Below are 21,127 nucleotides of genomic sequence, written 5' to 3' on the forward strand. Positions count from 1 at the left end.
CTCAGCTCTTCTCCAGCGCCGCCCGCAATGTATCGGTGGCGCTGTCTGAGGCTTTCGGAACGATCCGGTACAGCGCGTTGACCAGGCAGAACAGGGCGAACCCCAGCAGGCCAACGCAGAGGGCCGTCACCAGAATTCGGCCGTATACCTTGTCATGCAGCCAATCGAATGCACTGCCGATGCCGCCCGCAGGCGCACTTGAGGCGGAGAGTGCCGCCTGCAGGATCAGCAAGCCGATGATGGCTATGACCACGCCGTTCGCGGCCACACCAGCCTTCAGTGCTGTATTCATGTGAAGGGTTGCCGGGTTGGCGCGCAGGTGGTCGCGGTAGCTTTCCCGCCATGCCTTGCGGATGTAATACCCGCCGGCCCCAATGGTCAGGAGTCCCGCCACCGCCAGCGCGGTCTGCCCGGCAGCGCTGTTGAAATAGCCGCTCAGGCCGCCGCCGCCCTCGGACGCCTCGCCGGATCCGGTCAGCACCGACAGCGCCAGAATGCCAAGGCCCAGGTGGATCAGTCCGGTCACGATCATCCCGGCGCGCGCGATCAGCCCCTTGGCGCCGCTGCCATAGGCCTCCAAATCCCAGAAGCTGTCCACCATGCGCCAGACCGCATAGGCAAACAGCCCGATCGTGATGAGGATGATGACCGCCGTGCCCCAGCCGCCTTGCAGCCATTCCAGCGCCGCGGCCGTGCCCTTGGCCTCGCCGCCCTGCCAGATCGACCACAGCGACACACCGGCAATGGCCAGATAAACCAGGGCCCGGCCCGCATACCCGGTCCGCATGATCGGCACTGCCCAGGCAAAATCCGAAGGGTCCACATCCTGCAGGCGCTTGCGGCGGGCGTCGTTAAAAAAGCTGTCGGTTGTCATGGCATCAAATTCCGGCTGGGCAAAGGGAGAGCTCTCCCTACCTCAATGCGCCAAACCCGGATTTGTTCCCGCAGGCCACCCGCGGCGGCGGTCAGGCCTTGCAACAGCAAAGCCCGGCGCAAAGGCCGGGCTTTGAGTTTCACCAAACTGTCCGGGCGGTTACGCCGCCAGCCCCTTAGAGCCGATGTCCAGGAATTTCTGGCGCCGGTCCTTGACCAGTTCGGCTGCGTCCTTGTCCTTCAGCTCGTTCAGCATCTCCTGGATAGCTCCGCCCACGGCCTGAATCGCCGCCTTGGGATCGCGGTGCGCGCCGCCCAGCGGTTCCGGGATGATGCGGTCGTTGACGCCCAGCTTGTTCAGATCCTGCGCCGTCAGCCGCAGCGCTTCCGCCGCTTCGCGCATCTTCTCCGCATCCTTCCACAGGATCGAGGCGCAGCCTTCGGGGCTGATCACGGAGTAGATCGAATGCTCCAGCATCGCCACCCGGTTGGCGGTGGCAAAGGCCACCGCGCCGCCGGAGCCGCCTTCGCCGATGATTACTGAGATCAGCGGCACGCCGATCTTCAGGCACATCTCGGTCGAGCGCGCAATCGCTTCCGACTGGCCGCGCTCTTCGGCTCCCTTGCCGGGGTAGGCGCCGGCGGTGTCCACAAGGGTAATCACCGGAAGGTTGAAGCGGCTGGCCATCTCCATCAGCCGGATCGCCTTGCGGTAACCCTCAGGCCGCGCCATGCCGAAGTTGCGCTCGATCCGCGATTTGGTGTCGCTGCCCTTCTCATGGCCGATCACCATTACCGGCTGGTCGTTGAAACGCGCCAGGCCGCCCATCACCGCCAGATCATCGGCAAAGTTCCGGTCGCCCGCCAGCGGCGTGTACTCGGTGAACAGCGCCTCGATGTAGTCCTTGCAGTGCGGCCGCTCGGGATGGCGCGCCACCTGGCATTTGCGCCAGGGCGTCAGATCTTTATAGAGGTCCTTCAGCAGCTGCGCCGCCTTGGCGTCCAGCGCTTTGGCCTCGTCCGCCACATCCATTTCCTCATTCGCGCGCGCCAGCGCCCGCAGCTCTTCCGCCTTGCCCTCGATTTCGGCCAGCGGTTTTTCGAATTCCAGATACTGGGTCATGTTGCCTCTGCTCTGCAGGTTTGCAGCTATATGGCCTCCTGCGCCGCAAGATGCAACTCAGCAAGATTTGTGATCTGCTGCCGTGGCATCAGATGAGGGCAGAGAATGAGAGGGGAGGCGCCGCCGATGGCAGCCAGCTACGAAGACCGGATCCTGCGGGTCCTGGCCTATATCCACGACAACACCGACGGCGACCTGTCGCTGGACCGGCTCGCGGATGTGGCGGCGATGTCGCGGTTTCACTGGCACCGGGTGTTCCGCGCCCTGACCGGCGAGACCTGCGCCCAGGCCGTGCGCCGCATCCGCCTGCACCGGGCAGCCAGCTGGCTGGTGATGTCGGACATGCCGATTGCCCGGGTGGCCGCCAGGGCAGGCTATCCGAACCAGGGCAGCTTCTCCCGCGCATTCTCCGACTCCTACGGCAGCAGCCCGGCGGCCTTCCGCCGCGACGGCCAGGTGCGGCTGCCGAACCCAACCCTCAGAACAGGAAGCTATCCGATGCATGATGTGATCACCCGCACCGACCCCGCCCGCCGCCTCGCTGGCCTGCCGCACAAAGGCGCCTACCATGAAATCGGCAAGAGCTTTGAGGCCCTCGGCGCGATCTGCGAAAGCCGCCAGCTCTGGCCGCAGCTGGGCGCCGTGCTGGGCGTCTATTTCGACAGCCCCGACGACGTCCCCGAGGCGGATTTGCGCAGTTTTGCCGGGGCGGAGTTCACCGGCGATGCTCTGCCCGATGGCATGGAAGAGGTGACCCTGCCCGGCGGCCGCGCCGCCGTTCTCACGTACAAGGGACCCTATTCCGGCCTTGCCGCCGCCTATCACAGCCTGTTCGGCAACTGGCTGCCCGGGTCCGGAGAGGAACCCGCCGACCAGCCTTGTTACGAGGTCTACCTCAACGATCCCCGCGACACCGCGCCAGAGGATCTGCTGACTGAGATCTGCCTGCCCTTGAAGTGAGGACACCGCCCGCCCTCTCCCCGAGGGCGGGCCGCTCGCCTTACTGCGGCCAGATCACCGGATAAAGTGAAGCCACCAGCAGCAGCGCCATGGTCCAGTTGAACAGCACCAGCCGCCGCGGGCTGGTCAGGAACCGCGCCATCTGCTGGCCCAGCACCGTCCAGGAGCCGACCGAGGGCAGGTTGATGGCGCCGAATATCACCCCCACCAGCAGGATCGCCATCAGGGTCTGATCCGGCGTGTAGGCGCTGATCGCGGTCAGCGCCATCGCCCAGGCCTTGGGGTTCACCCACTGAAACGCTGCCGCCTGCAGAAACGTCATCGGGTGGCCTTCCGCCCCCTTCGCCTCCACCGGCGCTGCGTTGGCGATCTTCCACGCCAGCCACAGCAGATAGATGACCGACACCACTTTCAGCACCGTGTAGCTCACCGGGAAGGCGTCAAACACCTGCACCAGCCCGGCGCCCACCAGCAGCACCATGAACACGAACCCCAGCGCCACCCCCAGCATATGCGGGATGGTGCGGCGGAAGCCGAAATTGGCGCCGGAGGCCATCAGCATCAGGTTGTTCGGCCCAGGCGTGATCGAGGAGACAAAGGCGAAAAGCGCCAGCGCGGTGAGGAGTTCATAAGTCATGCGCAGAATGCTTGCGTGAAAACTGCCAAATGTAATTGCGTTTTGCAGCGCCCTGTCTCTATTTTCGCAACTAATGGCGAAAAGTGATCGAATAAACCAGCATATATTGCAAGAGCTCTCCCGCGATGGCCGGATCAGCAACCTGGAGCTGGCCGAGCGTGTGGGGCTGTCACCCTCCGCCTGCCTGCGCCGGGTGCAGGAGCTGGAGCGCGCAGGCGTCATCACCGGCTACCGCGCGGTGCTGGACCGGCAGAAGATGGGGGTCGGCTTTGTCACCTACATCGGTGTCGGCCTGGGCGAGCACACCAAGGAGGCGCAGGAAGCCTTTGAACGCGCCATGCAGGCGGCCCCGGAAGTGGTGGAATGCCATAATATCACCGGCACCATTGAGTACCTTTTGCGGGTCGAATGCGCAGACCTGCCCAGTTACAAGAAATTCCACACCGATATCCTCGGCACCTCGCCGTATGTGACCGGGATAACGACCTATGTGGTGATGGGCTCGCCCAAGGACATGCGGGCGTGACCCTTGGCAGCTTCGGGATTTGAGTATTTAGGGAAAGATGAAGCGCAACTGCCTTTCATCTTTCCCTAAATACTCACTGCGCTGCAGCCGCGGCAAGCGCGACGAAGGTGTTGCGTACCCGCCGTACGCTGCTTGCACCACATCTTAAGCGACCTCAGGCAGTCTTGCCCGTGATCGCGATCACCCGCCGGGGCTTGGCTCCCCGGCACCCTTGGAACAGGGCTCCCGCCTGGCAGCGGGGCCGTGCAGAGACAACGTTTAGCATGGGGGCGGATACGCCCGTCCATCTCCGCCATATTGGCGGCGCCGCCAATCCTTACCGCCATCGCTCAACTGGAACATGGCAACAGGCAAATACAAACCAGACACACCGGCAGGTCAGCGGCCTTGGCCGGGCTAAGGTGCGTGCACCTAAAGGCGGGCGCTTCCGTCCCCCCTAAAGAAGCGCTTTGACCGCAATCTCCGGCGAGGCCAGAACCGGCACCGTAACCCGCTGCCGCAGCAGCTCCGCCGCCCCGGCCATCGAAGCCTGTGCCAGCACCATGCAGGCAAAATCCATCGCTCCCATTGCCTTGACGGTATCCGCCGCGATGGCCGCAGCGAAGCCGGCGTCATCCCCGGCTTCAAACAGCGGCCAGTGATGGCCCAGCTCCAGGCAGGTCAGCTGCGGATCGCGCGGCCCGAACGCCCGCCGCAGCAGCGCCTGCGAAGGGTCCGCGGTGCTTTCCAGGCAATAGGCCATCAGCACCGGCCCGCCAATGCGCTCGGCCTCTTGCATCATCGGCCAGTCGATGCGGGTGGCGCCGGCTTCCTCCGCCGCCGGACCCAGGGTGGTGCAGGTGCACAGCACCGGCCCATCAGCCGCCGCAACGGCCGCGGCAATCTCGGCCCGCAGTTCGGCATCAATTCCGCCCTGCGCCCGTGTCAGCCAGCCGGCGCGCACCTGCTGGTCCAGATCCGCCCCCGGCGCCAATGCCCGAAAGGTCTCCACATGCACCTCCGCCGTATGCAGCAATGTCAAATCCGGCATCAATCTCTCCAACCAGAAAGGGCGCCCCGCCGGGACGCCCTTGGAATCTTTAGCCGCGGACCGGCGTCAGCTGCCCGCGATCAGCTCGGCCTGCGCCACAATCACTTCAGCCTGCTTGATCGAGGCGATGTCGACAAGACGGCCCTTGTAAACGGTTGCGCCGGCGCCGGAGGCCTTGGCCTCTTCCATTGCTGCCAGGATTTCGCGGGCTTCCGCCACCGCCTCATCCGACGGGGTGAAGACCTGGTTCGCCAGCGCGATTTGGCTGGGGTGGATGGCCCATTTGCCGACCATGCCCAGCGTCGCAGAGCGCTTGGCCTGCGCGATATAGCCGTCCTCGTCGGAGAAATCGCCGAACGGGCCGTCCACAGGCAGGATGCCATGGGTGCGGCAAGCGGCGACGATGGCGGCCTGCGCCCAGTGCCAGGGGTCGGACCAATGCTTCTGGCCTTCGCGGATCATATAGTAATTCTCCTGCGTGCCGCCGATACCGGTGGTCTGCATCCCCATCGAGGCAGCAAAATCCGCAGCGCCCAGGCTCATCGCCTGCAGCCGCGGGGAGGACTTGGCGATCTCCTCCACATGGGCAATGCCCGCCGCGGATTCGATGATCACCTCAAAGGACACCGGCTTGGTGCGGCCCTTGGCGCGTTCGATGGCAGTGACCAGCGCGTCCACCGCATAGACATCCTCGGCGCAGCCCACCTTGGGGATCATGATCTGGTCGAGCCGGTCGCCCGCCTGTTCCAGAATATCCACCACGTCGCGGTACCAATAGGGGGTGTCGAGCCCGTTGATCCGCACCGACAGGTACTTGCTGCCCCAATCCACATTGTTGATCGCCTCGATCACATTGGCGCGGGCCTGGTCCTTGTCATCCGGGGCCACCGAATCCTCCAGATCGAGGTTGATGACATCCGCCGCCGAGGCCGCCATCTTCTCGAACAGCTTCACTTTGGAGCCGGGGCCGAACAGCTGGCAGCGGTTGGGGCGCGCCGGAGCGGCGGGCTGGATGCGGAAGCTCATGGGGCAATCCTCCGGGTAATGACGTTTCAATTCTGCTGGGTTGAAGTGTTAGAAAGTTGCGCAGCCTCATGCAAGGGAATTTTGCACGTGCAGAAAGTGCCGCTGCGATGCGGCGCCGGAAACATTGCCGCAAACAGGCGCGAAAGAGCAGGGTGCCCGTGCGAGCAATCAGGCATGAGACGTGCATTCATTGAAAACTGGGCCCTGTTTCTGGGCATGCTGATGCTAATGGTGGCCAACGGGCTTCTGGTCACCCTGCTGACAATCCGGGGCGCGGGGCTTGGCTTCTCCGGCCTTACCATTTCGATCATGCAGGCGGCCTATCCGGCCGGCGCGCTGCTGGGCACCGTGATGGCGCCGGGGATGGTGGCCAAGGTGGGCCACATCCGGGCCTTTTCGGCGCTGGCGTCGCTGGTGTCGATCTCGGCGATCCTGCACCTGCTGACCTCGGACCCCTATTCCTGGTCGGCGATGCGGTTCCTGGCTGGCTTCTGCTATCCCGGCATGTATGTGATCACCGAAAGCTGGCTGCAGGCGAAATCGGAAAACAGCAACCGGGCGCAGATCCTGTCGATTTATTTCATGATCTGGATGGCAGGTCCCGCCATAGGCACCGCGCTGGTGGCGCTGCCCGATCCCGGCGGCAACCTGCTGTTCGGCGTGGTGTCGATCCTGATTTCGCTGTCGATCGTGCCGCTGCTGCTGTCGGGCAACAAGGCGCCGGAATACCAGGTGCCGGACCGGATGCCGGTGCGCAAGCTCTACCGGGTTTCGCCGATGGCGGTGCTCGGCAATCTGGTCAGCGCTGCGGCAGTGGCGGGCTGGTTCATCGCGCTGCCGCTTTATGCGCTGTCGCGCGGCATGAGCGCGGCCGAGGCCTCCGGCGTGCTGGTGGTGGCGATGATCGTGGGCGCAGTGGTGCAGTATCCCGTCGGCTGGATCAGCGACAAGACCGACCGGCGGCTGGTGCTGGTGGGGCTGGGCGTGGTCGGTGGCGCAGCCTGCCTGTGGATGCTGGCGACGCCCGCGCCGCAGGCGCTGGTCATCGGATTTGCGGTGCTCGCGGGGGCCAGCCTGCCGATGTACGCGGTCTGCTCTGCCCATGCCAACGACCAGTTGAAACCGGCGCAGATCGTGCCCGCGAGCGGTGCGATGGTGTTCCTTTTGAACGTCGGCCAGTTCGGCGGCACGCTGGCAGCCCCGAATATGGTCAGCATTGCTGACGGAAATGGATTGCTGATCCTGCTCGCAGCCTTGTGTTTTATGGTCGCGGGCGTTGCCGCACTGCGGCGCAGTCAGGCCGAAGCGCCGGAGGAAACCGGCTCTCAGCAGGCGATTGCCGTGCTTGGCGCGCCCCAAACCGGGGTGCTTCAGGCCAAATCCTGGCTGGAGGAGGAAAATAATGTCAGCAATGATGACATAACGCAGGAATCTGCTGCTGAATGAAAGAAATGCCGGAGGATCTTGCGTCGTGACGGCGGCGTGCAGCGGAAAAGGTATGAACTTGTGCGGGAATCTCCGCAAACTCACCGGCAAGAGTGAAGAGGAAACCCGCCATGATCGAAACCCCTTATCTGCTGTTCCTGGGCGACGCGCCCGACATGCTGGCTGCCAAGGTTGCCATCGGCATCCGTGACTGGCGCCCTGATCACGCCGTCGGCCAGATCTCTCTGCCGGGCTGCGGCGCGGACCTGGGCCTGAAGGAGCTGACCCTGGCCGAAGCCAAAGAAGCCGGTGCCAAGACCCTGGTGATCGGTGTGGCCAACCGCGGCGGCGTGATCTCTCCCGCGTGGAAAGAAGTCCTGATCGAAGCGCTGGAAATGGGCTATGACATTGCCTCCGGCCTGCACAACCTGCTGCGCGACGAGGGCGACCTGGTGGCGGCGGCCCAGACCCACGGCGGCACCCTGCACGACGTGCGCGTGCCCACCGTCGGCTACCCGATCGCCAACGGCAAGAACCGCACCGGCAAGCGCTGCCTGGCGGTTGGCACCGACTGTTCAGTCGGCAAGATGTACACCGCCATGGCGATGGACGCAGAGATGCAGAAGCGCGGCATGAAGTCGACCTTCCGCGCCACCGGCCAGACCGGCATCCTGATCACCGGCCACGGCGTGCCGCTGGATGCGGTTGTGGCGGACTTCATGGCGGGCTCGATCGAGTATCTGACCCCGGACAATGACGACGACCACTGGGACCTGATCGAGGGCCAGGGCTCGCTGTTCCACATCTCCTATTCCGGCGTCACCATGGCGCTGGTGCACGGCGGCCAGCCGGATGCGCTGATCCTGTGCCACGAGCCGACCCGCACCCATATGCGCGGCCTGCCGGAGTATGACGTTCCGACGCTGGAAGAGCTGCGCGAAGTGGCGCTGCCGCTGGCGCAGCGGTCCAACCCGGACTGCCAGATCGTCGGCATTTCGGTCAACACCCAGCACCTGTCCGAGGATGAGGCGGTGAAATACCTGGCCGAGGTCGAAGAGCGCATGGGCCTGCCCGCCGTTGACCCGTACCGCCACGGCGCCGGCCGCCTGGTGGACGCGCTGGCCGCGGTCTGATCTAACAGCCCCGCCGGAGGTGTGCAGGCACAGCCTGGGATGCCTCCGGCGGGAGTATTTTTGGAAAGATGAAAAGGCAGGTGCCAGGGTTGCCGGGCATCATGCCAAGGCCCGCCGCGGCTCGCGCGCAGGGCCGCAGGAAAGGGCAGTTTCATGACCATCACCGTCACCCCGGACGTCTTCAAACTGGCGCAGGTCTTCACCATCTCGCGCGGCTCTCGCACCGAGGCCAAGGTGCTGACTGTGCGGGTGGAGAAGGACGGCGTTACCGGCTGGGGCGAATGCGTGCCCTATGCCCGCTATAATGAGACGCTGGACAGCGTGACCGCCGAGATCGAAGGGCTGCCCGCCGATTTCACGCGTGAAGAGCTGCAATCGCTGCTGCCCGCCGGCGCCGCCCGCAATGCGGTCGACTGCGCGCTGTGGGATCTGGAGGCGAAACAGGCCGGCAAGCGGGTTTGGGAACTCGCCGGGCTGCCGGAGCCGAAACCGGAGATCACTGCCTATACCCTGTCGCTCGACACCCCTGAAAACATGCAAAAGCAGGCGGCTCAGAATGCGCACCGGCCGCTCTTGAAGATCAAGCTCGGCACCCCTGACGACATGCCCCGCCTGGAAGCGGTGCGCGCGGGCGCGCCCGATGCCAAGATCATCATCGACGCCAATGAGGGCTGGTCGGCTGAGGTTTACGCCGAACTGGCGCCGCATCTGGTGCGCCTGGGCGTGGAACTGGTGGAGCAGCCGCTGCCCGCGGGTGAGGATGAAGCGCTGATCGGTATGGAGCGCCCGGTCCCTGTCTGTGCCGACGAGAGCTGCCATGACCGCGAGAGCCTGCCGAAGCTCAAGGGCAAGTATGACGTCGTCAACATCAAGCTGGACAAGACCGGCGGCCTGACGGAAGCGCTGAAGCTGCGCGAGCAGGCGCTGGCCGAGGGCTACCAGGTGATGGTCGGCTGCATGGTCGGATCTTCGCTGGCGATGGCGCCTGCGACGCTTGTGGCGCAGGGTGCGGCGGTTACGGATCTTGACGGTCCGCTGCTTCTGGCCGAAGACCGCGAGGAACCTTTGACATTTGACGCCGCCGGGGTGCATCCGCCGAAGGCAGAACTCTGGGGCTGAGGAGACTACCATGACCCGTACCGTATATGTGAATGGCGAATACCTGCCCGAAGGTGAAGCCAAGGTTTCAATCTTTGACCGCGGCTTTCTGTTTGCCGATGCGGTTTATGAGGTGACTTCGGTCCTCGACGGCAAGCTGATTGATTTTGACGGCCACGCCGTGCGCCTGGACCGCTCGCTGAAGGAGCTGGACATGGCGTCCCCCTGCTCCAAGGAGGAGCTGCTGGAAATCCACCGCAAGCTGGTGGAGCTCAATGGCATCGAAGAGGGCCTGGTCTATCTGCAGGTCTCCCGCGGCTCCGATGGCGACCGGGATTTTGTGTTCCCCTCTGCTGACACCCCGCCGAGCCTGGTGCTGTTCACCCAAAACAAGCCGGGCCTGGCCGACAGCCCTGCCGCGCAGAAGGGTGCCAAGATCATCTCGATCGAGGACATCCGCTGGGGCCGCCGCGACATCAAGACGGTGCAGCTGCTGTACCCGTCGATGGGCAAGATGATGGCCAAGAAGGCCGGTGCCGATGACGCCTGGCTGATCGAGGACGGCTATGTGACCGAAGGCACCTCGAACAACGCCTATTACGTCAAGAATGGCAAGATCGTGACCCGGCCGCTCAGCAACGACATCCTGCACGGCATCACCCGCGCCGCGGTGCTGCGTCTGGCCGCCGAGGCTCAGATGGAGATCGAGGAGCGCCTGTTCACCATCGAGGAAGCCAAAGAGGCGGATGAGGCCTTCACCACTTCCGCCAGCGCCTTTGTGATGCCGGTGGTGGAGATCGACGGTGTGCAGCTGGGCGACGGCGCCCCGGGCCCGATCGCCAAGCGCCTGCGCGAGATCTATCTGGAAGAAAGCCGCAAGAAAGCCGTCTGAGGCTGATCGCCGGATCCGGGATCGAAAGCCGCCCCTGTGTGGGCGGCTTTCTGCGTTTCAGGGGAATCGTTCGGGGTGCTTCCGGACGGTAATACCGCGTGAAAAGCGCGTCTTCCGGTGCCTCAGCCGGGGGTATTCTCCAAGGCCCGTCAACAATTGCCGCCGCTGTTGCGGTACTGTCGCCGAAACCCTGCGTTTCAGCTCGGGATTTTAACTAATTTTACACAAAATGGGCACGTCAACGGCGAATTAGGATAGTCTGGATCGCAGATGAGAGGGCGCCGGAATACAGGCCGCCTGTACAAGCAAACAGCCGCGGAGGTGCCAGATGGAACAGTGTTTTCAGCCGGAAATGGGTCAGATGACGGCAGCTCAGGCCGCAGAGCCGAGCGATGCCGAAATTCTTGCGGCTGTCCGCCGGGTTCTGACTGCCGAAGTGGTGGAGCATCCTGATTACGCGCAGGCACCTGCTGGCGGGGGCTGGTTTGCGGGCTCGCTGGCGGCACGGCTGGTTGGCAGGTTCCGCGGCTAGGCGCGCACCCGGGGGGGAACGCGCCCGGCGGCGGAGCCGCAGCCGGTCATTTTTTGAAGTTATTGTTGTGCAGGCCGCCCGAAACGGGCGGCCTGTTTTTTCCTTAGCAGTGCGGATTGCGGCGTGCGCGGCTTGGTGTGGTACTCTGGGCGCCGAACCAGGCGGAAAGGGGCGCGGATGCTGAACCGGATACGGAGGCTGCTGGCGGCGGGGCTGATTGCTGCCTGCGCTGAGGTGCCCGCGGGGGCGGCGGAAAACACGGCGGACTGCGGTGGCGAAACCCCCTGCCGGATCGCGGGCGGCGAATACCACATGGCCCTGCCGGACGGCTGGCAAGGCGGGCCTGCGGTGATGTTTTTGCACGGCTATGGCAGCAGCGGCGCCAAGGTGATCGCAAACAAGGGGCTGGTAACGGCCTTTACCGCGCGGGGCTATGCTGTGATTGCCCCCAGCGGGCTGCCTTGGAAGGAAGGCAAGCCCGCGGACTGGTCTGTGCGAGACGGCTGGAACACTTACCCGCGCAATGATGCGGCGTTCCTGCGCGGTGTGCTGGCGGATGCCGCCGCCCGCACCGGTGCCGATCCGGACCGGCTGCTGCTGAGCGGCTTTTCCCGCGGCGGCTCAATGGTCTGGGAGATGGCTTGCCTGCAACCGGAGTTCGCGGCGGCTTATGCGGCGGTGTCCGGCGGCTTCTGGCTGCCGATGACGCAGCAATGCAGAGGCCCGGTGCAGCTGCTGCATATCCATGGCTTTGCGGACAAGGTTGTGCCGCTGGAGGGCCGGGCGATCCCGGGTTCTGAAGCCGGTGTCGTGCAGGCCGATGTCTGGGAGGGGCTGCAACTGTGGCGGCGGGAGAATGCCTGTCCCAGCAACGCCGCGGACCATCAGGCAACAGACGGGGTCTGGCGCAAGCGCTGGCAGTGCGGGGCAGGCGGGCTGGAGCTGATCCTGCACAAGGGCGGCCATGGCCTGCCGAAGGGCTGGAGCGGCATGGCGCTGGACTGGTTCGAAAGCCTGGAGCGCTGAGCAGGGCAGGGCAGAGATGCCCCGCCGGCTGCGTGATCAGCCGTCTTCCGTCAATCGTTGTCTGAAGAACTCCAGAATGCCGTCCCGCGCCTGCAGGGTCGGCTGGCCTGCCTCATCCACCAGATGGGCCGTCACCACGCTGTGCGGGGTAGGGACATGTTTGGCAAAGAAGGGCGGAACCTCGGTGGCGGCGGCGCTGTCCGGCAGGGTGCGGGCGTCGAACCGGTCTCCCAGCGCCTCGGCATAGGCCGCAAAGCGCTGGGCCTGGCAAAAGGTATCGCCCTCGAACCGGTAGGCTAGCACCGTAAGGTCCTCGCGCTCCAGCCGTTGGCGCACCGCGGCTAGCTCATCGGGGGGACTCTCCAGTCCAGCGGGATCGTCGAGCGGCAGCGAGGGCTGCGCCAGCACCGGCGCCAGCATCGCCGGTTCCAGCATCATCGACAGGGCAAAGTTCCCGGTGAAGCACATGCCGATGGCACCGGTGCCGGGGCCGCCGCATTCCTCATGCGCCAGCCGCGCCAGCGCTCGGAGCCATTGGGTGACAGGGCTGGCGCCATTGCCCGCAAAGGCGCGGAACTCGGCGCTGACGCAGGCGCGGCGGAACACCTCCGCGCCGTCTTCCGCTGTCGCCACGGCACCGTCACGGCCGAACAGCGAAGGCATGTAAACGGTGAAACCTGCATCACGCACCCAGCGGGCAAAGCGGGCCACATGCGGGCTGATCCCTGGCATCTCTGCCAACACGATCACTGCGGGGCCCTGGCCGGACACATGCACGGTTTTCTCCGCACCGTTGAGCGTGATCCGGCGTGGCTCGAAGTCTTCGAGCGCGTCATCCTGGTCCATTGGGTGTTGGGTCATCGGGTGTTCTTCCTGTCTGCGAGTCTGAGTCTTGATTTTGAACTCAGGTAAAAATTCCCTATCTGGGTCCGTATGTCAAACCCAGCATCTGATTCCCGTGAAACCCTGCCCGCCGTCCGCCGCCGCGCCCTGGTACCCAAGGACCTCTGCCCCATGGCGCTGGCCGCAGAAGTCCTGGGCGACCGCTGGACGCTGCTGATCCTGCGGGAGGCGTTTTACGGAGTATGCCGCTATGACGATATGCGCGAGGATCTGAAGGCGCCGCGCTCTACCCTGACCGACCGGCTGAACAGGCTGGTGGCGCAGGGGATCCTAAAGAAACAGCCCTATCAGGAGGCGGGCGACCGGGTGCGTCAGGCCTATGTGCTGACAGAGGCGGGGCGCGGGCTGGCGCTGACATTTCTGGCGCTGGCGCAATGGGGCGAGGCGCATGTCACCGGCGGCGCCGCGCCGGTCGGGGTTGCGGACCGGGAGACCGGCGCACCGTTGCAGGTCGCCCTTGTTGATGCGCAGGGCGCGCCGGTTGATCCCGCACGCGCCGCCTTGCGGCTAAGAGACTGAGGCTGCGGCCAGCCCGGCTTTTTCACCTTTGGGCAAATACTCCGGGGTGAATTGGCCGCAAGGCCAAGAGGGGCAGCGCCCCATTTTCAAGCGTCAGCGGGGCAGTGCCCCTGCGGCATTGTCACTGCTTGTCGGTGACGTTTTCCTTGAACGCGACCTCAAAGGCTGCCTGTTTTTCGGCGCTGGCCTCGGTCTGATAGTTGGCTTTCCATTCATCCATGGTCATGCCGTAGTAGATCTCGCGGGCCTCGTTTTTATCCATCCCGATGCCGCGCTCGTTGGCGGCCTCCTGATACCAGCGGGCCAGGCAGTTGCGGCAGAAGCCCGCCATGTTCATCAGGTCGATGTTCTGCACATCGGTGCGGTCTTCCATCAGGTGCTTCTGCAGGCGGCGGAAGGCGGCGGCCTGGATTTCGATCTCGGTTTGCTTGTCCATGGCGGTGGCTCCGGAGTTTTCTGGTGTCCCCGCAGGCCTAGCAGCCGGGGCAGGGGCGGGCAATGGCAAGGCGCGGCAGGGTCAGATCAGCTGCAATGCGATCCAGGGTCCCAGCGCGGTGGCGAAGATCACGATCTTGTAGGTTCCAAGCCAGCGGTAGGCAGTCAGGCTGACATCGGCAGGCGCCAGACCGAACATGCGGGCGTGCAGACTGGCCACCCAATCGTGCATCAGCATCAGCAGGATGGCGGAGAGGGTGAACAGGCCGATGTGCAGCACGGACAGCCAGCCGAAAAAGGCAGAGAGGGTGTCCTGGGTCATGGCGGCTCCTTTCCCGGAAAATCCCGCGTTCCCGTTACAGATATGGGTGTGCGCCGCCGGTTCTGCAACGCGGGGAGCCGTTTTCCTGCGAGGAAAACGGCCAGGAAAAATCGATTTTTCCGGGCCGGAATTCGCGTCGAGTTCCGGTTCAGAGACCGGAGGCGTCCAGCGCCCGCGGCAGGATGCGGGCCAGGCGTTCGGCCCAGGCGTGCTGGCCCTTGTGTTCGGCAATCAGGTCGTTCCTCAGCTCGACCAGCGTGTTGGGGCGGCCTGCATGGGTGGCGTGGGTCTCGATCGCATCGCCGGGCAGATAGCCGGTATAGGGTTCGTTGACGCCGACGCACAGGCCGTCCTCGCGGTTCAGCTCATTGACGACAAAGGGCGAAAACCGCTCGCCCTGCGGGAACAGGATGCCGATCTCCCAGGGCCGCGGCGGGCGGCCGCGCAGCTGGCGGGTGAAGCTGTGCATGGACACGATCACCGTTCCGGGGCGTTCCGCCAGCCGCGCCAGCGCCCGGTGATAGGGGCGGTAGCAGTTCTCAAGCCGTTCTTTCAGCTCGGCCTCGCCGGCGTGGCGGTTGGCGGGGATGATGGTGCCGTCGTAGAGCTTCATCAGCAGTGTCGGGTCATCCTCGCCGCGGTTGGGGTCGATCACCAGGCGGGAGAAGTTTGACGCCACCACCGGCGCGTTCAGCATTTCGCCCAGCAGTTTCGACACCTCATAGGCGCCGACGTCATAGGCGATGTGGCGCTCCATGTCCTCGCGCGGGAGGCCCAGGTCGCCGCCGCCGGCAAAGGGGGGCACAACATTGGTCGCATGATCGCAGGTGATCAGCCAGCGGGCGGGGCGGTCGGCGCCGTGCACGAAATAGGGTGTATATGTCATGGACCTGTCATCTTTTGTTGACGGCTGTTTAGGGGAGTTGCGGGAAAATGGGAATTAGGGGATAAGCAGCTCAACGCTGTTTGCGATAACATATTTCAGGTCCGGAGGAGTAGACCCCTATGAAACGCTCGCGCAATGTGAAGATTGTCGCCACCCTGGGGCCGGCTTCGGAGACCTATGACACCATCCGCGCGCTGCATGAGGCCGGCGCCGATGTGTTCCGGCTGAACATGTCGCACGGCAGCCACCCGGAGATTGCCGAAAAGCACAAGATTATCCGCCAGGTGGAAAAGGATCTGGACAGCCCGATTGCGATCCTGGCGGACCTGCAGGGGCCGAAGCTGCGTGTCGGCGTCTTTGCCAATGGCGCCGAAGAGCTGGAGGAGGGCGCCAGGTTCCGCCTCGATCTGGATGAGGCGGAGGGCGACGCGAACCGCGTGTGCCTGCCGCATCCGGAAATCTTTCAGGCGCTGGAGCCGGGCGCGCATCTCTTGGTCAATGACGGCAAGATCCGCCTGGTGGTGGACGCCTGCGGCCCGGATTTTGCCGATTGCACGGTGGAAACCGGCGGCACGATTTCGAACCGCAAGGGCGTGAACGTGCCGGACGTGGTGCTGCCGCTGGCGGCGCTGTCGGAAAAGGACCGCGCAGATCTGGAGTTTGTCTGTTCTTTGGGCGTTGACTGGCTGGCGCTGTCTTTCGTGCAGCGGGCCAAGGATGTCTATGAGGCACGGTCGCTGGCGGACGGCCGTGCGGCGGTGCTGTCGAAGATTGAAAAGCCGCAGGCGGTGGAGGATTTCGAGGCCATTCTGGACGCCTCCGACGGCATCATGGTGGCGCGCGGCGACCTGGGGGTGGAGCTGCCGGTGGCGGCGGTGCCGCCGATCCAGAAGCGGCTGGTGCGCAAGTGCCGGGCCGCGGCCAAGCCGGTGATCGTGGCAACCCAGATGCTGGAAAGCATGATCGAAAGCCCGATGCCGACCCGCGCCGAGGTGTCTGACGTGGCCACCGCCATCTATGAAGGTGCCGACGCGGTGATGCTGAGCGCAGAGAGCGCGGCAGGCCAGTACCCGGTTCAAGCCGTCAAGACCATGGACAAGGTGGCCATCGAGGTTGAGGCCGACCCGACCTATACCCAGATCATCGCCGCCTCGCGCTCTGCCAAGGGCACGACCGTTGCCGATGGCATCGTGGCCGCGGCGCGTGAGATTGCGGAGAAGACCGAGATCAAGGCGATTTGCTGTTTCACCCAATCGGGCACAACCGCGCTGCTGACCGCGCGCGAGCGCCCCGGCGTGCCGATCATCGCGATGACCCCGGTCAGCGCCACGGCGCGGCGGCTGTGCCTGAGCTGGGGGTGCAAATGCGTGATGACGCCGGAGCTGGACCGCTTCAAGGGCGCGGTGGTGAATGCGGCGCGCGCGGCGCGCGCGGGCGGCTATGCGGGCGAAAGCGACCAGATCGTGGTCACTGCGGGCGTGCCGTTCAATGTGCCGGGCACCACCAACATCCTGCGCATCGCCCCTTGTGACGAGCGGTTGATCTACAGTACCGACCCGGAATAACCGGTCCTTGGCTACGGGCCTGCCGCGCCGCTGCCGGCAGGCCCTTGCGTGAGCTGAGGCAGCATGAAAACCGGCCTTGCGCGGAGTGCGGGGCCGCGGATTGCCGGGACGTGGCGCCCCGGTCCTGCCGCGCTCAGCGGGCGGCGTCCGCCGGCCGCCTGTGCTGTGGCGGCGAAACCCGGCTGATATGCGGGGAATGATGGGGCGGATGCGTTTTTTGCAGGGTCCTGGGCGCTTAATCCAGAGAATCCGCTTGCCCCCAGGGTGAGGTTTGCTTAAAGGGCAGCTCTGTTCCGCGCGGCCGGCCGTCGAGGCATGCCGAGTTGCGCGTCTAGCGAACCTGCATTGAAGGAGACGGAAATGCCCAAGATGAAGACGAAATCGAGCGCCAAGAAGCGCTTCAAGGTGACCGCCACTGGCAAGGTCATCGCAGGTCAGGCCGGCAAGCGCCACGGCATGATCAAACGCACCAAGAAATTCATCCGTGATGCCCGCGGCACCACCACCCTGTCCGCACCGGACGCAAAGATCGTCAAGGGCTTCATGCCCTACGACCGCTAAGAGGAGATTTGAGAGATGTCCCGCGTAAAAGGTGGTACCACGACTCACGCCCGTCACAAGAAGGTCATCAAGGCAGCCAAAGGTTACTACGGCCGCCGCAAGAACACCTTCAAGGTTGCCCGTCAGGCCGTCGACAAGGCGAACCAGTACGCAACCCGCGACCGTAAGAACCGCAAGCGCAACTTCCGCGCGCTGTGGATCCAGCGGATCAACGCTGCTGTGCGTTCGCACGACGAAGCGCTGACCTACTCCCGCTTCATCAACGGCCTGACCCTGGCCGGCATCGAAGTGGACCGCAAGGTTCTGGCCGACCTGGCCGTGCACGAGCCCGAAGCCTTCGGTGCGATCGTGCGCCAGGCACAGGACGCGCTGGCAGCCTAAGGCTCCGGACGGATCTGAATTCGCAGAAAGGCCGCTCCAGCTGGAGCGGCCTTTTTTCGCGCCCGGTTGCCGCCTCCGCGGTTCGCAGGTTGCTATCGGCGCCCAGCCGGCCAATAGTCAACCGGCTGCTGACCTGGCTGGAGGCCTGAAATGAGAGCGAGCCCGCACCCGCAACAGGAAGACCGCCTTCGCGCTTTGTACTCCTTCAACGTTCTGGACACGGAACGGGAAAAGGATTTCGACGACATCGCGGATCTCGCCGCGGAACTGTGCGGCACTGCTATTTCCGTGGTGAACCTGATTGACGCAGACCGGCAGTGGTTCAAGGCCGAGACCGGGCTGGGTGTCCGCGAGACCCCGCTGGAAACCTCGCTGTGTTCGCATGTAATCTTGGAGGAGGATTTTGTCGAAATCAGGGATACCCTGAATGATCCCAGGATGTGCGACAACCCGCTGTGTCTTGCCGAACCGGGCCTGCGCTTCTATGCCGGCGCGCTGCTGAAGACCGGCAACGGGCTGCCCCTGGGCACGTTGTGTGTGCTGGACTACGAGCCGAAGGAGCTGACCAGCCTTCAGCGCCGCTCGCTGAAGGTGCTGGCACGCCAGGTTATGGCGCAGCTCGAATTGCGAAAGTCGCTGCGCGCTGAGGCCGTTCTGCGCAAGGAGGCGGACCACCGGGTCAAGAACTCGCTTGCGTCGCTGTCCGCCTTCGCGCGCCTCCAGCAGCGCAAATACGAGCAGCCTGAGGCCAAGTCCGCGCTGGAAGGCATCATGGCACGGGTTGATGCCATGAGCCGTGTTCATGAATTGCTGTACCAGCAGCCGGAGGGCCGCAGCATCTGCCTCAAAGGGTTTCTTGATCTGGTTTGCGGCTACACGGCGGGCCTGGCGCCGCCGGGCGTGGAGCTGCGGCTTGAAGCCTGCGCCCAGGAGGTCAGCCCCACTCAGGCGGTGGCGGTGGGCACCTTTGTGAACGAATTCATTGCCAACTCCTTCAAGCACGCCTTCCCGGGAAACCGCCCCGGCAGTGTCGCCATCAGGCTGGAGCAGGCCGGCGGGGGCAGCTTGCGGCTGGTGTGCTCGGATGATGGCGTTGGCTTGCCCGGAGACTCCGGCGAAGCGGCGCCGGGGCTGGGTGTGAAGATTGCCGATGTCGCGCGGATGGAACTGGAGGGCGAGCTGGAGCTGGTAACCGACGGCCCGGGTTTCACCACTGTGTTGCTGTTCCCGGCGTGAGGCCGTCTGTCTTCAGCTCTGGCGCGGAATCCGCAGGGTAAACACGGTCTGCTGCTCGTCCGACTGCACCGACAGCAGGCCGCCGTGGCCCTTGGCGATTTGCTGAGCGATGAACAGCCCCAGCCCCAGCCCGTTCTGCGACTCCCGTGTTTCGGCACGGGTGAAGGGTTCGAACAGCAGCTCTATGGTATCCGGCGGGATCGGCTCGCCCGCATTGGCGATGGACAGGCTGAAGTCGCCGCCGTCGTCGCCGGCGGTCACCGTCACCGGTTTGCCGGGGGTGCCGTGCGTCACAGCATTGGACAGCAGGTTTGAAACCAGCTGGGCGATGCGTTCCGGATCGCAGCCGATCGGGTCCTCGAAACTGTACTCTTCGCGCAGCGCGGTGTCCGGGTTTGCCAGCCGGATCTCCTCCACCGTCTGGCTTAGAACCGGCCGCAGCTCAATTTTCCGGCTGCGGTTCATCTCGATGCCATTACCCAGGCGGGCGCGGGCAAAATCGAGAATGTCGTTGATCAGCGATGACATTCGGGTGACCGACTGCCTGCCGTTCGCCAGAAGCTCCAGCGCCTTGGCGGATTGCGGCTCGTTCCCAAGAAGCCGCAGCACGGCGCCGATCGCGGTCAGCGGGTTGCGCAGATCGTGGCCCAGCACCGCAATGAACTGCTCGCGGAAGCGGGCCTCTTGCTCGCGGGTGGCGAGGTGGGCCTCGTTTTCCTTGGCCTTGGTGACGTCACGGGCGCTGCAGACGAACCGGTCCCCTTCCGGCACCGCATTCCAGGACAGCCAGCGGTAAGAGCCGTCCTTGTGCCGGTAGCGGTTCTCGAACTGCAGAACCGGACTGCCTTGCTTGACCAGTTCAAATGCCGCTTCTGTCCGGGACATATCGTCGGGATGCAGAAAGTGAAAAAACTGACGGCTTTCGATTTCCTCGGGCAGCAGGCCCAGAGTCTTGAACCAGGCCGGATTGGTGTCTGTAAAAATGCCGGAGGAGTTGATGACACCGAGCAAGTCAGGTGTGATCTTCCAGGTCAGGGTTGTGCGGTCCAAATGCGTAGGCATGGTGTCACATCCATTTTCGCAAGCTGCCGGTCAACGTGCGCATGAAAACGGCGGGCTGGCAAGCGGTTAATGCCGATTGGCAAGATCGGCTGCGCCGGTGGCGCGCGGCCTGAGCGGGGCGGCGGGCCGCGCTGCCCCGCTCAGGCCGGAACTTTCAATGGCGCGGGCTCGTTAAGCTATTGATCCGGCACCGGCACAGGAGGAGGCGATGACCGCCGCAGACACCGCGCATACAAAGTCAGAAGGCAGGACCGCCAAGCTCTACCGGATGGACATGCCGGACCACCTGTGCCCCTACGGGCTCAAGTCCAGGGCCCTGCTGCGCTGGAAGGGGCATGAGGTGGAGGATCACCGGCTGACCACGCGCGCGGAGGTTGACAGCTTCCGGGAGCAGGCGGGGGTTGAAACCACGCCGCAGACCTACATCGGCAGCGAGCGGATTGGCGGCTACGAGGATCTGCGCGCCTATTTCGGAATACCTGTGCGCGCGGAGGGGGAAACCACCTATGTGCCGGTAATTGCGCTGTTTGCCATGGCGCTGGGGATTGCGCTGGCGGCGCAGTGGGCCGCCTTCGGCGCGCTTGGCATGGGGCGGACGCTGATGTGGTTCGTCGCCGTTTCGATGTGCCTGCTGGCGCTGCAAAAGCTTCGCGATGTGGAAAGCTTCTCCAGCATGTTCCTGAACTATGACCTGCTGGCCCGCCGGTTTGTTACTTATGCCTATGTCTATCCTTTTGCCGAAGGACTGGCGGGCCTATTCATGCTGGCGGGCGTTCTGATCTGGCTGGCCGCGCCGCTGGCACTGGTGATTGGCACCGTGGGTGCAGTGTCGGTATTCAAGGCGGTCTATATCGACAAGCGGGAGCTGAAATGCGCCTGCATGGGCGGCAGCAGCGAGGTGCCGCTGGGCTTTGTGTCGCTCACCGAGAACCTGATGATGGCGGGCATGGGCGCCTGGATGCTGCTGGGCTAAGGC

Annotated in this window: 24 protein-coding genes; 14 read left to right on the forward strand and 10 right to left on the reverse strand. The window is 64.5% G+C overall.

Features of this window, described 5'->3' with window-relative positions:
* Position 1 precedes the first annotated feature (1 nt).
* Together ACXAED_RS11560 and ACXAED_RS11565 are read right to left on the reverse strand one after the other, a co-directional pair.
* Positions 2-874: a DUF1206 domain-containing protein gene (locus ACXAED_RS11560; protein ID WP_475049803.1), complete on the reverse strand. Its 873-nt coding sequence runs from the start codon at positions 872-874 to the stop codon at positions 2-4.
* A 159-nt stretch (positions 875-1,033) separates the two neighbouring features.
* Positions 1,034-1,996: an acetyl-CoA carboxylase carboxyltransferase subunit alpha gene (locus tag ACXAED_RS11565; RefSeq protein ID WP_475049804.1), complete on the reverse strand. Its 963-nt coding sequence runs from the start codon at positions 1,994-1,996 to the stop codon at positions 1,034-1,036.
* A gap of 126 nt (positions 1,997-2,122) precedes the next feature.
* On the opposite strand from ACXAED_RS11565, the gene ACXAED_RS11570 reads away from it, so the two are divergent.
* Positions 2,123-2,956 carry an AraC family transcriptional regulator gene (locus ACXAED_RS11570; protein ID WP_475049805.1) on the forward strand — a complete coding sequence of 278 codons (834 nt, stop codon included), beginning with the start codon at positions 2,123-2,125 and terminating at the stop codon, positions 2,954-2,956.
* A gap of 40 nt (positions 2,957-2,996) precedes the next feature.
* On the opposite strand, the gene ACXAED_RS11575 is transcribed toward ACXAED_RS11570, so the two are convergent.
* Complete coding sequence (locus tag ACXAED_RS11575; protein WP_475049806.1) at positions 2,997-3,593, reverse strand: LysE family translocator; 597 nt, start codon at positions 3,591-3,593, stop codon at positions 2,997-2,999.
* Positions 3,594-3,666: 73 nt separating this feature from the next.
* Here ACXAED_RS11575 and ACXAED_RS11580 point away from each other — a divergent pair, with 73 nt between their 5' ends.
* Entirely contained in the window at positions 3,667-4,119 is a 453-nt protein-coding gene (locus ACXAED_RS11580) for an Lrp/AsnC family transcriptional regulator (RefSeq protein ID WP_475049808.1), read from the forward strand.
* 436 nt (positions 4,120-4,555) lie between these two features.
* On the opposite strand, the gene ACXAED_RS11585 is transcribed toward ACXAED_RS11580, so the two are convergent.
* Entirely contained in the window at positions 4,556-5,149 is a 594-nt protein-coding gene (locus ACXAED_RS11585; RefSeq protein ID WP_475049809.1) for a hypothetical protein, read from the reverse strand.
* A gap of 66 nt (positions 5,150-5,215) precedes the next feature.
* Positions 5,216-6,175: an L-malyl-CoA/beta-methylmalyl-CoA lyase gene (locus ACXAED_RS11590; RefSeq protein WP_475049811.1), complete on the reverse strand. Its 960-nt coding sequence runs from the start codon at positions 6,173-6,175 to the stop codon at positions 5,216-5,218.
* 174 nt (positions 6,176-6,349) lie between these two features.
* On the opposite strand from ACXAED_RS11590, the gene ACXAED_RS11595 reads away from it, so the two are divergent.
* From ACXAED_RS11595 to ACXAED_RS11620, 6 genes are all read left to right on the forward strand, one after another.
* Positions 6,350-7,621: an MFS transporter gene (locus tag ACXAED_RS11595; protein ID WP_475049813.1), complete on the forward strand. Its 1,272-nt coding sequence runs from the start codon at positions 6,350-6,352 to the stop codon at positions 7,619-7,621.
* Positions 7,622-7,731: 110 nt separating this feature from the next.
* On the forward strand, positions 7,732-8,733 hold the full coding sequence (gene dgcN / locus ACXAED_RS11600) for an N-acetyltransferase DgcN (RefSeq protein ID WP_475049816.1): 1,002 nt from the start codon (positions 7,732-7,734) through the stop codon (positions 8,731-8,733).
* A 153-nt stretch (positions 8,734-8,886) separates the two neighbouring features.
* On the forward strand, positions 8,887-9,852 hold the full coding sequence (dgcA, locus tag ACXAED_RS11605; protein WP_475049818.1) for an N-acetyl-D-Glu racemase DgcA: 966 nt from the start codon (positions 8,887-8,889) through the stop codon (positions 9,850-9,852).
* Positions 9,853-9,862: 10 nt separating this feature from the next.
* Entirely contained in the window at positions 9,863-10,723 is an 861-nt protein-coding gene (locus ACXAED_RS11610; protein ID WP_475049820.1) for a D-amino-acid transaminase, read from the forward strand.
* 328 nt (positions 10,724-11,051) lie between these two features.
* Positions 11,052-11,255 carry a hypothetical protein gene (locus ACXAED_RS11615; protein ID WP_475049822.1) on the forward strand — a complete coding sequence of 68 codons (204 nt, stop codon included), beginning with the start codon at positions 11,052-11,054 and terminating at the stop codon, positions 11,253-11,255.
* A 177-nt stretch (positions 11,256-11,432) separates the two neighbouring features.
* Entirely contained in the window at positions 11,433-12,281 is an 849-nt protein-coding gene (locus ACXAED_RS11620; protein ID WP_475049824.1) for a CE1 family esterase, read from the forward strand.
* A gap of 36 nt (positions 12,282-12,317) precedes the next feature.
* On the opposite strand, the gene ACXAED_RS11625 is transcribed toward ACXAED_RS11620, so the two are convergent.
* Positions 12,318-13,142 (reverse strand): dienelactone hydrolase family protein, encoded by an 825-nt coding sequence (locus ACXAED_RS11625; RefSeq protein ID WP_475049826.1) that lies wholly within the window; start codon positions 13,140-13,142, stop codon positions 12,318-12,320.
* A 153-nt stretch (positions 13,143-13,295) separates the two neighbouring features.
* Here ACXAED_RS11625 and ACXAED_RS11630 point away from each other — a divergent pair, with 153 nt between their 5' ends.
* Positions 13,296-13,703: a winged helix-turn-helix transcriptional regulator gene (locus ACXAED_RS11630; RefSeq protein ID WP_475049829.1), complete on the forward strand. Its 408-nt coding sequence runs from the start codon at positions 13,296-13,298 to the stop codon at positions 13,701-13,703.
* A gap of 121 nt (positions 13,704-13,824) precedes the next feature.
* Here the strand turns inward: ACXAED_RS11630 and ACXAED_RS11635 are convergent, their stop codons facing one another.
* The 3 genes from ACXAED_RS11635 to ACXAED_RS11645 all read right to left on the reverse strand — a co-directional run bounded on the left by ACXAED_RS11635 (position 13,825) and on the right by ACXAED_RS11645 (position 15,346).
* Complete coding sequence (locus ACXAED_RS11635) at positions 13,825-14,139, reverse strand: DUF1244 domain-containing protein (protein WP_475049830.1); 315 nt, start codon at positions 14,137-14,139, stop codon at positions 13,825-13,827.
* 81 nt (positions 14,140-14,220) lie between these two features.
* A complete protein-coding gene (locus ACXAED_RS11640; protein ID WP_475049832.1) occupies positions 14,221-14,460 on the reverse strand; it encodes a DUF6868 family protein in 240 nt (79 codons plus the stop codon).
* A 148-nt stretch (positions 14,461-14,608) separates the two neighbouring features.
* On the reverse strand, positions 14,609-15,346 hold the full coding sequence (locus tag ACXAED_RS11645) for an N-formylglutamate amidohydrolase (RefSeq protein WP_475049833.1): 738 nt from the start codon (positions 15,344-15,346) through the stop codon (positions 14,609-14,611).
* A gap of 119 nt (positions 15,347-15,465) precedes the next feature.
* On the opposite strand from ACXAED_RS11645, the gene pyk reads away from it, so the two are divergent.
* From pyk to ACXAED_RS11665, 4 genes are all read left to right on the forward strand, one after another.
* Positions 15,466-16,911 (forward strand): pyruvate kinase, encoded by a 1,446-nt coding sequence (pyk, locus tag ACXAED_RS11650; RefSeq protein ID WP_475049836.1) that lies wholly within the window; start codon positions 15,466-15,468, stop codon positions 16,909-16,911.
* 360 nt (positions 16,912-17,271) lie between these two features.
* Entirely contained in the window at positions 17,272-17,472 is a 201-nt protein-coding gene (gene rpmI, locus ACXAED_RS11655) for a 50S ribosomal protein L35 (RefSeq protein ID WP_475049837.1), read from the forward strand.
* Positions 17,473-17,487: 15 nt separating this feature from the next.
* Positions 17,488-17,853 (forward strand): 50S ribosomal protein L20, encoded by a 366-nt coding sequence (gene rplT, locus ACXAED_RS11660; RefSeq protein WP_008557989.1) that lies wholly within the window; start codon positions 17,488-17,490, stop codon positions 17,851-17,853.
* 150 nt (positions 17,854-18,003) lie between these two features.
* Complete coding sequence (locus ACXAED_RS11665; RefSeq protein WP_475049839.1) at positions 18,004-19,089, forward strand: histidine kinase dimerization/phosphoacceptor domain -containing protein; 1,086 nt, start codon at positions 18,004-18,006, stop codon at positions 19,087-19,089.
* A gap of 12 nt (positions 19,090-19,101) precedes the next feature.
* Here the strand turns inward: ACXAED_RS11665 and ACXAED_RS11670 are convergent, their stop codons facing one another.
* Positions 19,102-20,151 (reverse strand): PAS domain-containing sensor histidine kinase, encoded by a 1,050-nt coding sequence (locus tag ACXAED_RS11670; protein ID WP_475049842.1) that lies wholly within the window; start codon positions 20,149-20,151, stop codon positions 19,102-19,104.
* Positions 20,152-20,359: 208 nt separating this feature from the next.
* On the opposite strand from ACXAED_RS11670, the gene ACXAED_RS11675 reads away from it, so the two are divergent.
* The gene (locus ACXAED_RS11675) at positions 20,360-21,124 is read left to right on the forward strand and encodes a MauE/DoxX family redox-associated membrane protein (protein ID WP_475049844.1); all 765 of its coding nucleotides are present in this window, start codon (positions 20,360-20,362) and stop codon (positions 21,122-21,124) included.
* Positions 21,125-21,127: the final 3 nt, after the last annotated feature.

The sequence above is a fragment of the Leisingera sp. ABM4_103 genome (genome assembly GCF_056158685.1).

Excerpts from the sequence above, each read along its gene's own strand:
- ACXAED_RS11560 (WP_475049803.1), bottom strand. The coding sequence starts at position 874 with ATGACAACCGACAGCTTTTTTAACGACGCCCGCCGCAAGCGCCTGCAG.
- ACXAED_RS11565 (WP_475049804.1), bottom strand. The coding sequence starts at position 1,996 with ATGACCCAGTATCTGGAATTCGAAAAACCGCTGGCCGAAATCGAGGGC.
- ACXAED_RS11570 (WP_475049805.1), top strand. The coding sequence starts at position 2,123 with ATGGCAGCCAGCTACGAAGACCGGATCCTGCGGGTCCTGGCCTATATC.
- ACXAED_RS11575 (WP_475049806.1), bottom strand. The coding sequence starts at position 3,593 with ATGACTTATGAACTCCTCACCGCGCTGGCGCTTTTCGCCTTTGTCTCC.
- ACXAED_RS11580 (WP_475049808.1), top strand. The coding sequence starts at position 3,667 with ATGGCGAAAAGTGATCGAATAAACCAGCATATATTGCAAGAGCTCTCC.
- ACXAED_RS11585 (WP_475049809.1), bottom strand. The coding sequence starts at position 5,149 with ATGCCGGATTTGACATTGCTGCATACGGCGGAGGTGCATGTGGAGACC.
- ACXAED_RS11590 (WP_475049811.1), bottom strand. The coding sequence starts at position 6,175 with ATGAGCTTCCGCATCCAGCCCGCCGCTCCGGCGCGCCCCAACCGCTGC.
- ACXAED_RS11595 (WP_475049813.1), top strand. The coding sequence starts at position 6,350 with ATGAGACGTGCATTCATTGAAAACTGGGCCCTGTTTCTGGGCATGCTG.
- dgcN (WP_475049816.1), top strand. The coding sequence starts at position 7,732 with ATGATCGAAACCCCTTATCTGCTGTTCCTGGGCGACGCGCCCGACATG.
- dgcA (WP_475049818.1), top strand. The coding sequence starts at position 8,887 with ATGACCATCACCGTCACCCCGGACGTCTTCAAACTGGCGCAGGTCTTC.
- ACXAED_RS11610 (WP_475049820.1), top strand. The coding sequence starts at position 9,863 with ATGACCCGTACCGTATATGTGAATGGCGAATACCTGCCCGAAGGTGAA.
- ACXAED_RS11615 (WP_475049822.1), top strand. The coding sequence starts at position 11,052 with ATGGAACAGTGTTTTCAGCCGGAAATGGGTCAGATGACGGCAGCTCAG.
- ACXAED_RS11620 (WP_475049824.1), top strand. The coding sequence starts at position 11,433 with ATGCTGAACCGGATACGGAGGCTGCTGGCGGCGGGGCTGATTGCTGCC.
- ACXAED_RS11625 (WP_475049826.1), bottom strand. The coding sequence starts at position 13,142 with ATGACCCAACACCCAATGGACCAGGATGACGCGCTCGAAGACTTCGAG.
- ACXAED_RS11630 (WP_475049829.1), top strand. The coding sequence starts at position 13,296 with ATGGCGCTGGCCGCAGAAGTCCTGGGCGACCGCTGGACGCTGCTGATC.
- ACXAED_RS11635 (WP_475049830.1), bottom strand. The coding sequence starts at position 14,139 with ATGGACAAGCAAACCGAGATCGAAATCCAGGCCGCCGCCTTCCGCCGC.
- ACXAED_RS11640 (WP_475049832.1), bottom strand. The coding sequence starts at position 14,460 with ATGACCCAGGACACCCTCTCTGCCTTTTTCGGCTGGCTGTCCGTGCTG.
- ACXAED_RS11645 (WP_475049833.1), bottom strand. The coding sequence starts at position 15,346 with ATGACATATACACCCTATTTCGTGCACGGCGCCGACCGCCCCGCCCGC.
- pyk (WP_475049836.1), top strand. The coding sequence starts at position 15,466 with ATGAAACGCTCGCGCAATGTGAAGATTGTCGCCACCCTGGGGCCGGCT.
- rpmI (WP_475049837.1), top strand. The coding sequence starts at position 17,272 with ATGCCCAAGATGAAGACGAAATCGAGCGCCAAGAAGCGCTTCAAGGTG.
- rplT (WP_008557989.1), top strand. The coding sequence starts at position 17,488 with ATGTCCCGCGTAAAAGGTGGTACCACGACTCACGCCCGTCACAAGAAG.
- ACXAED_RS11665 (WP_475049839.1), top strand. The coding sequence starts at position 18,004 with ATGAGAGCGAGCCCGCACCCGCAACAGGAAGACCGCCTTCGCGCTTTG.
- ACXAED_RS11670 (WP_475049842.1), bottom strand. The coding sequence starts at position 20,151 with ATGCCTACGCATTTGGACCGCACAACCCTGACCTGGAAGATCACACCT.
- ACXAED_RS11675 (WP_475049844.1), top strand. The coding sequence starts at position 20,360 with ATGACCGCCGCAGACACCGCGCATACAAAGTCAGAAGGCAGGACCGCC.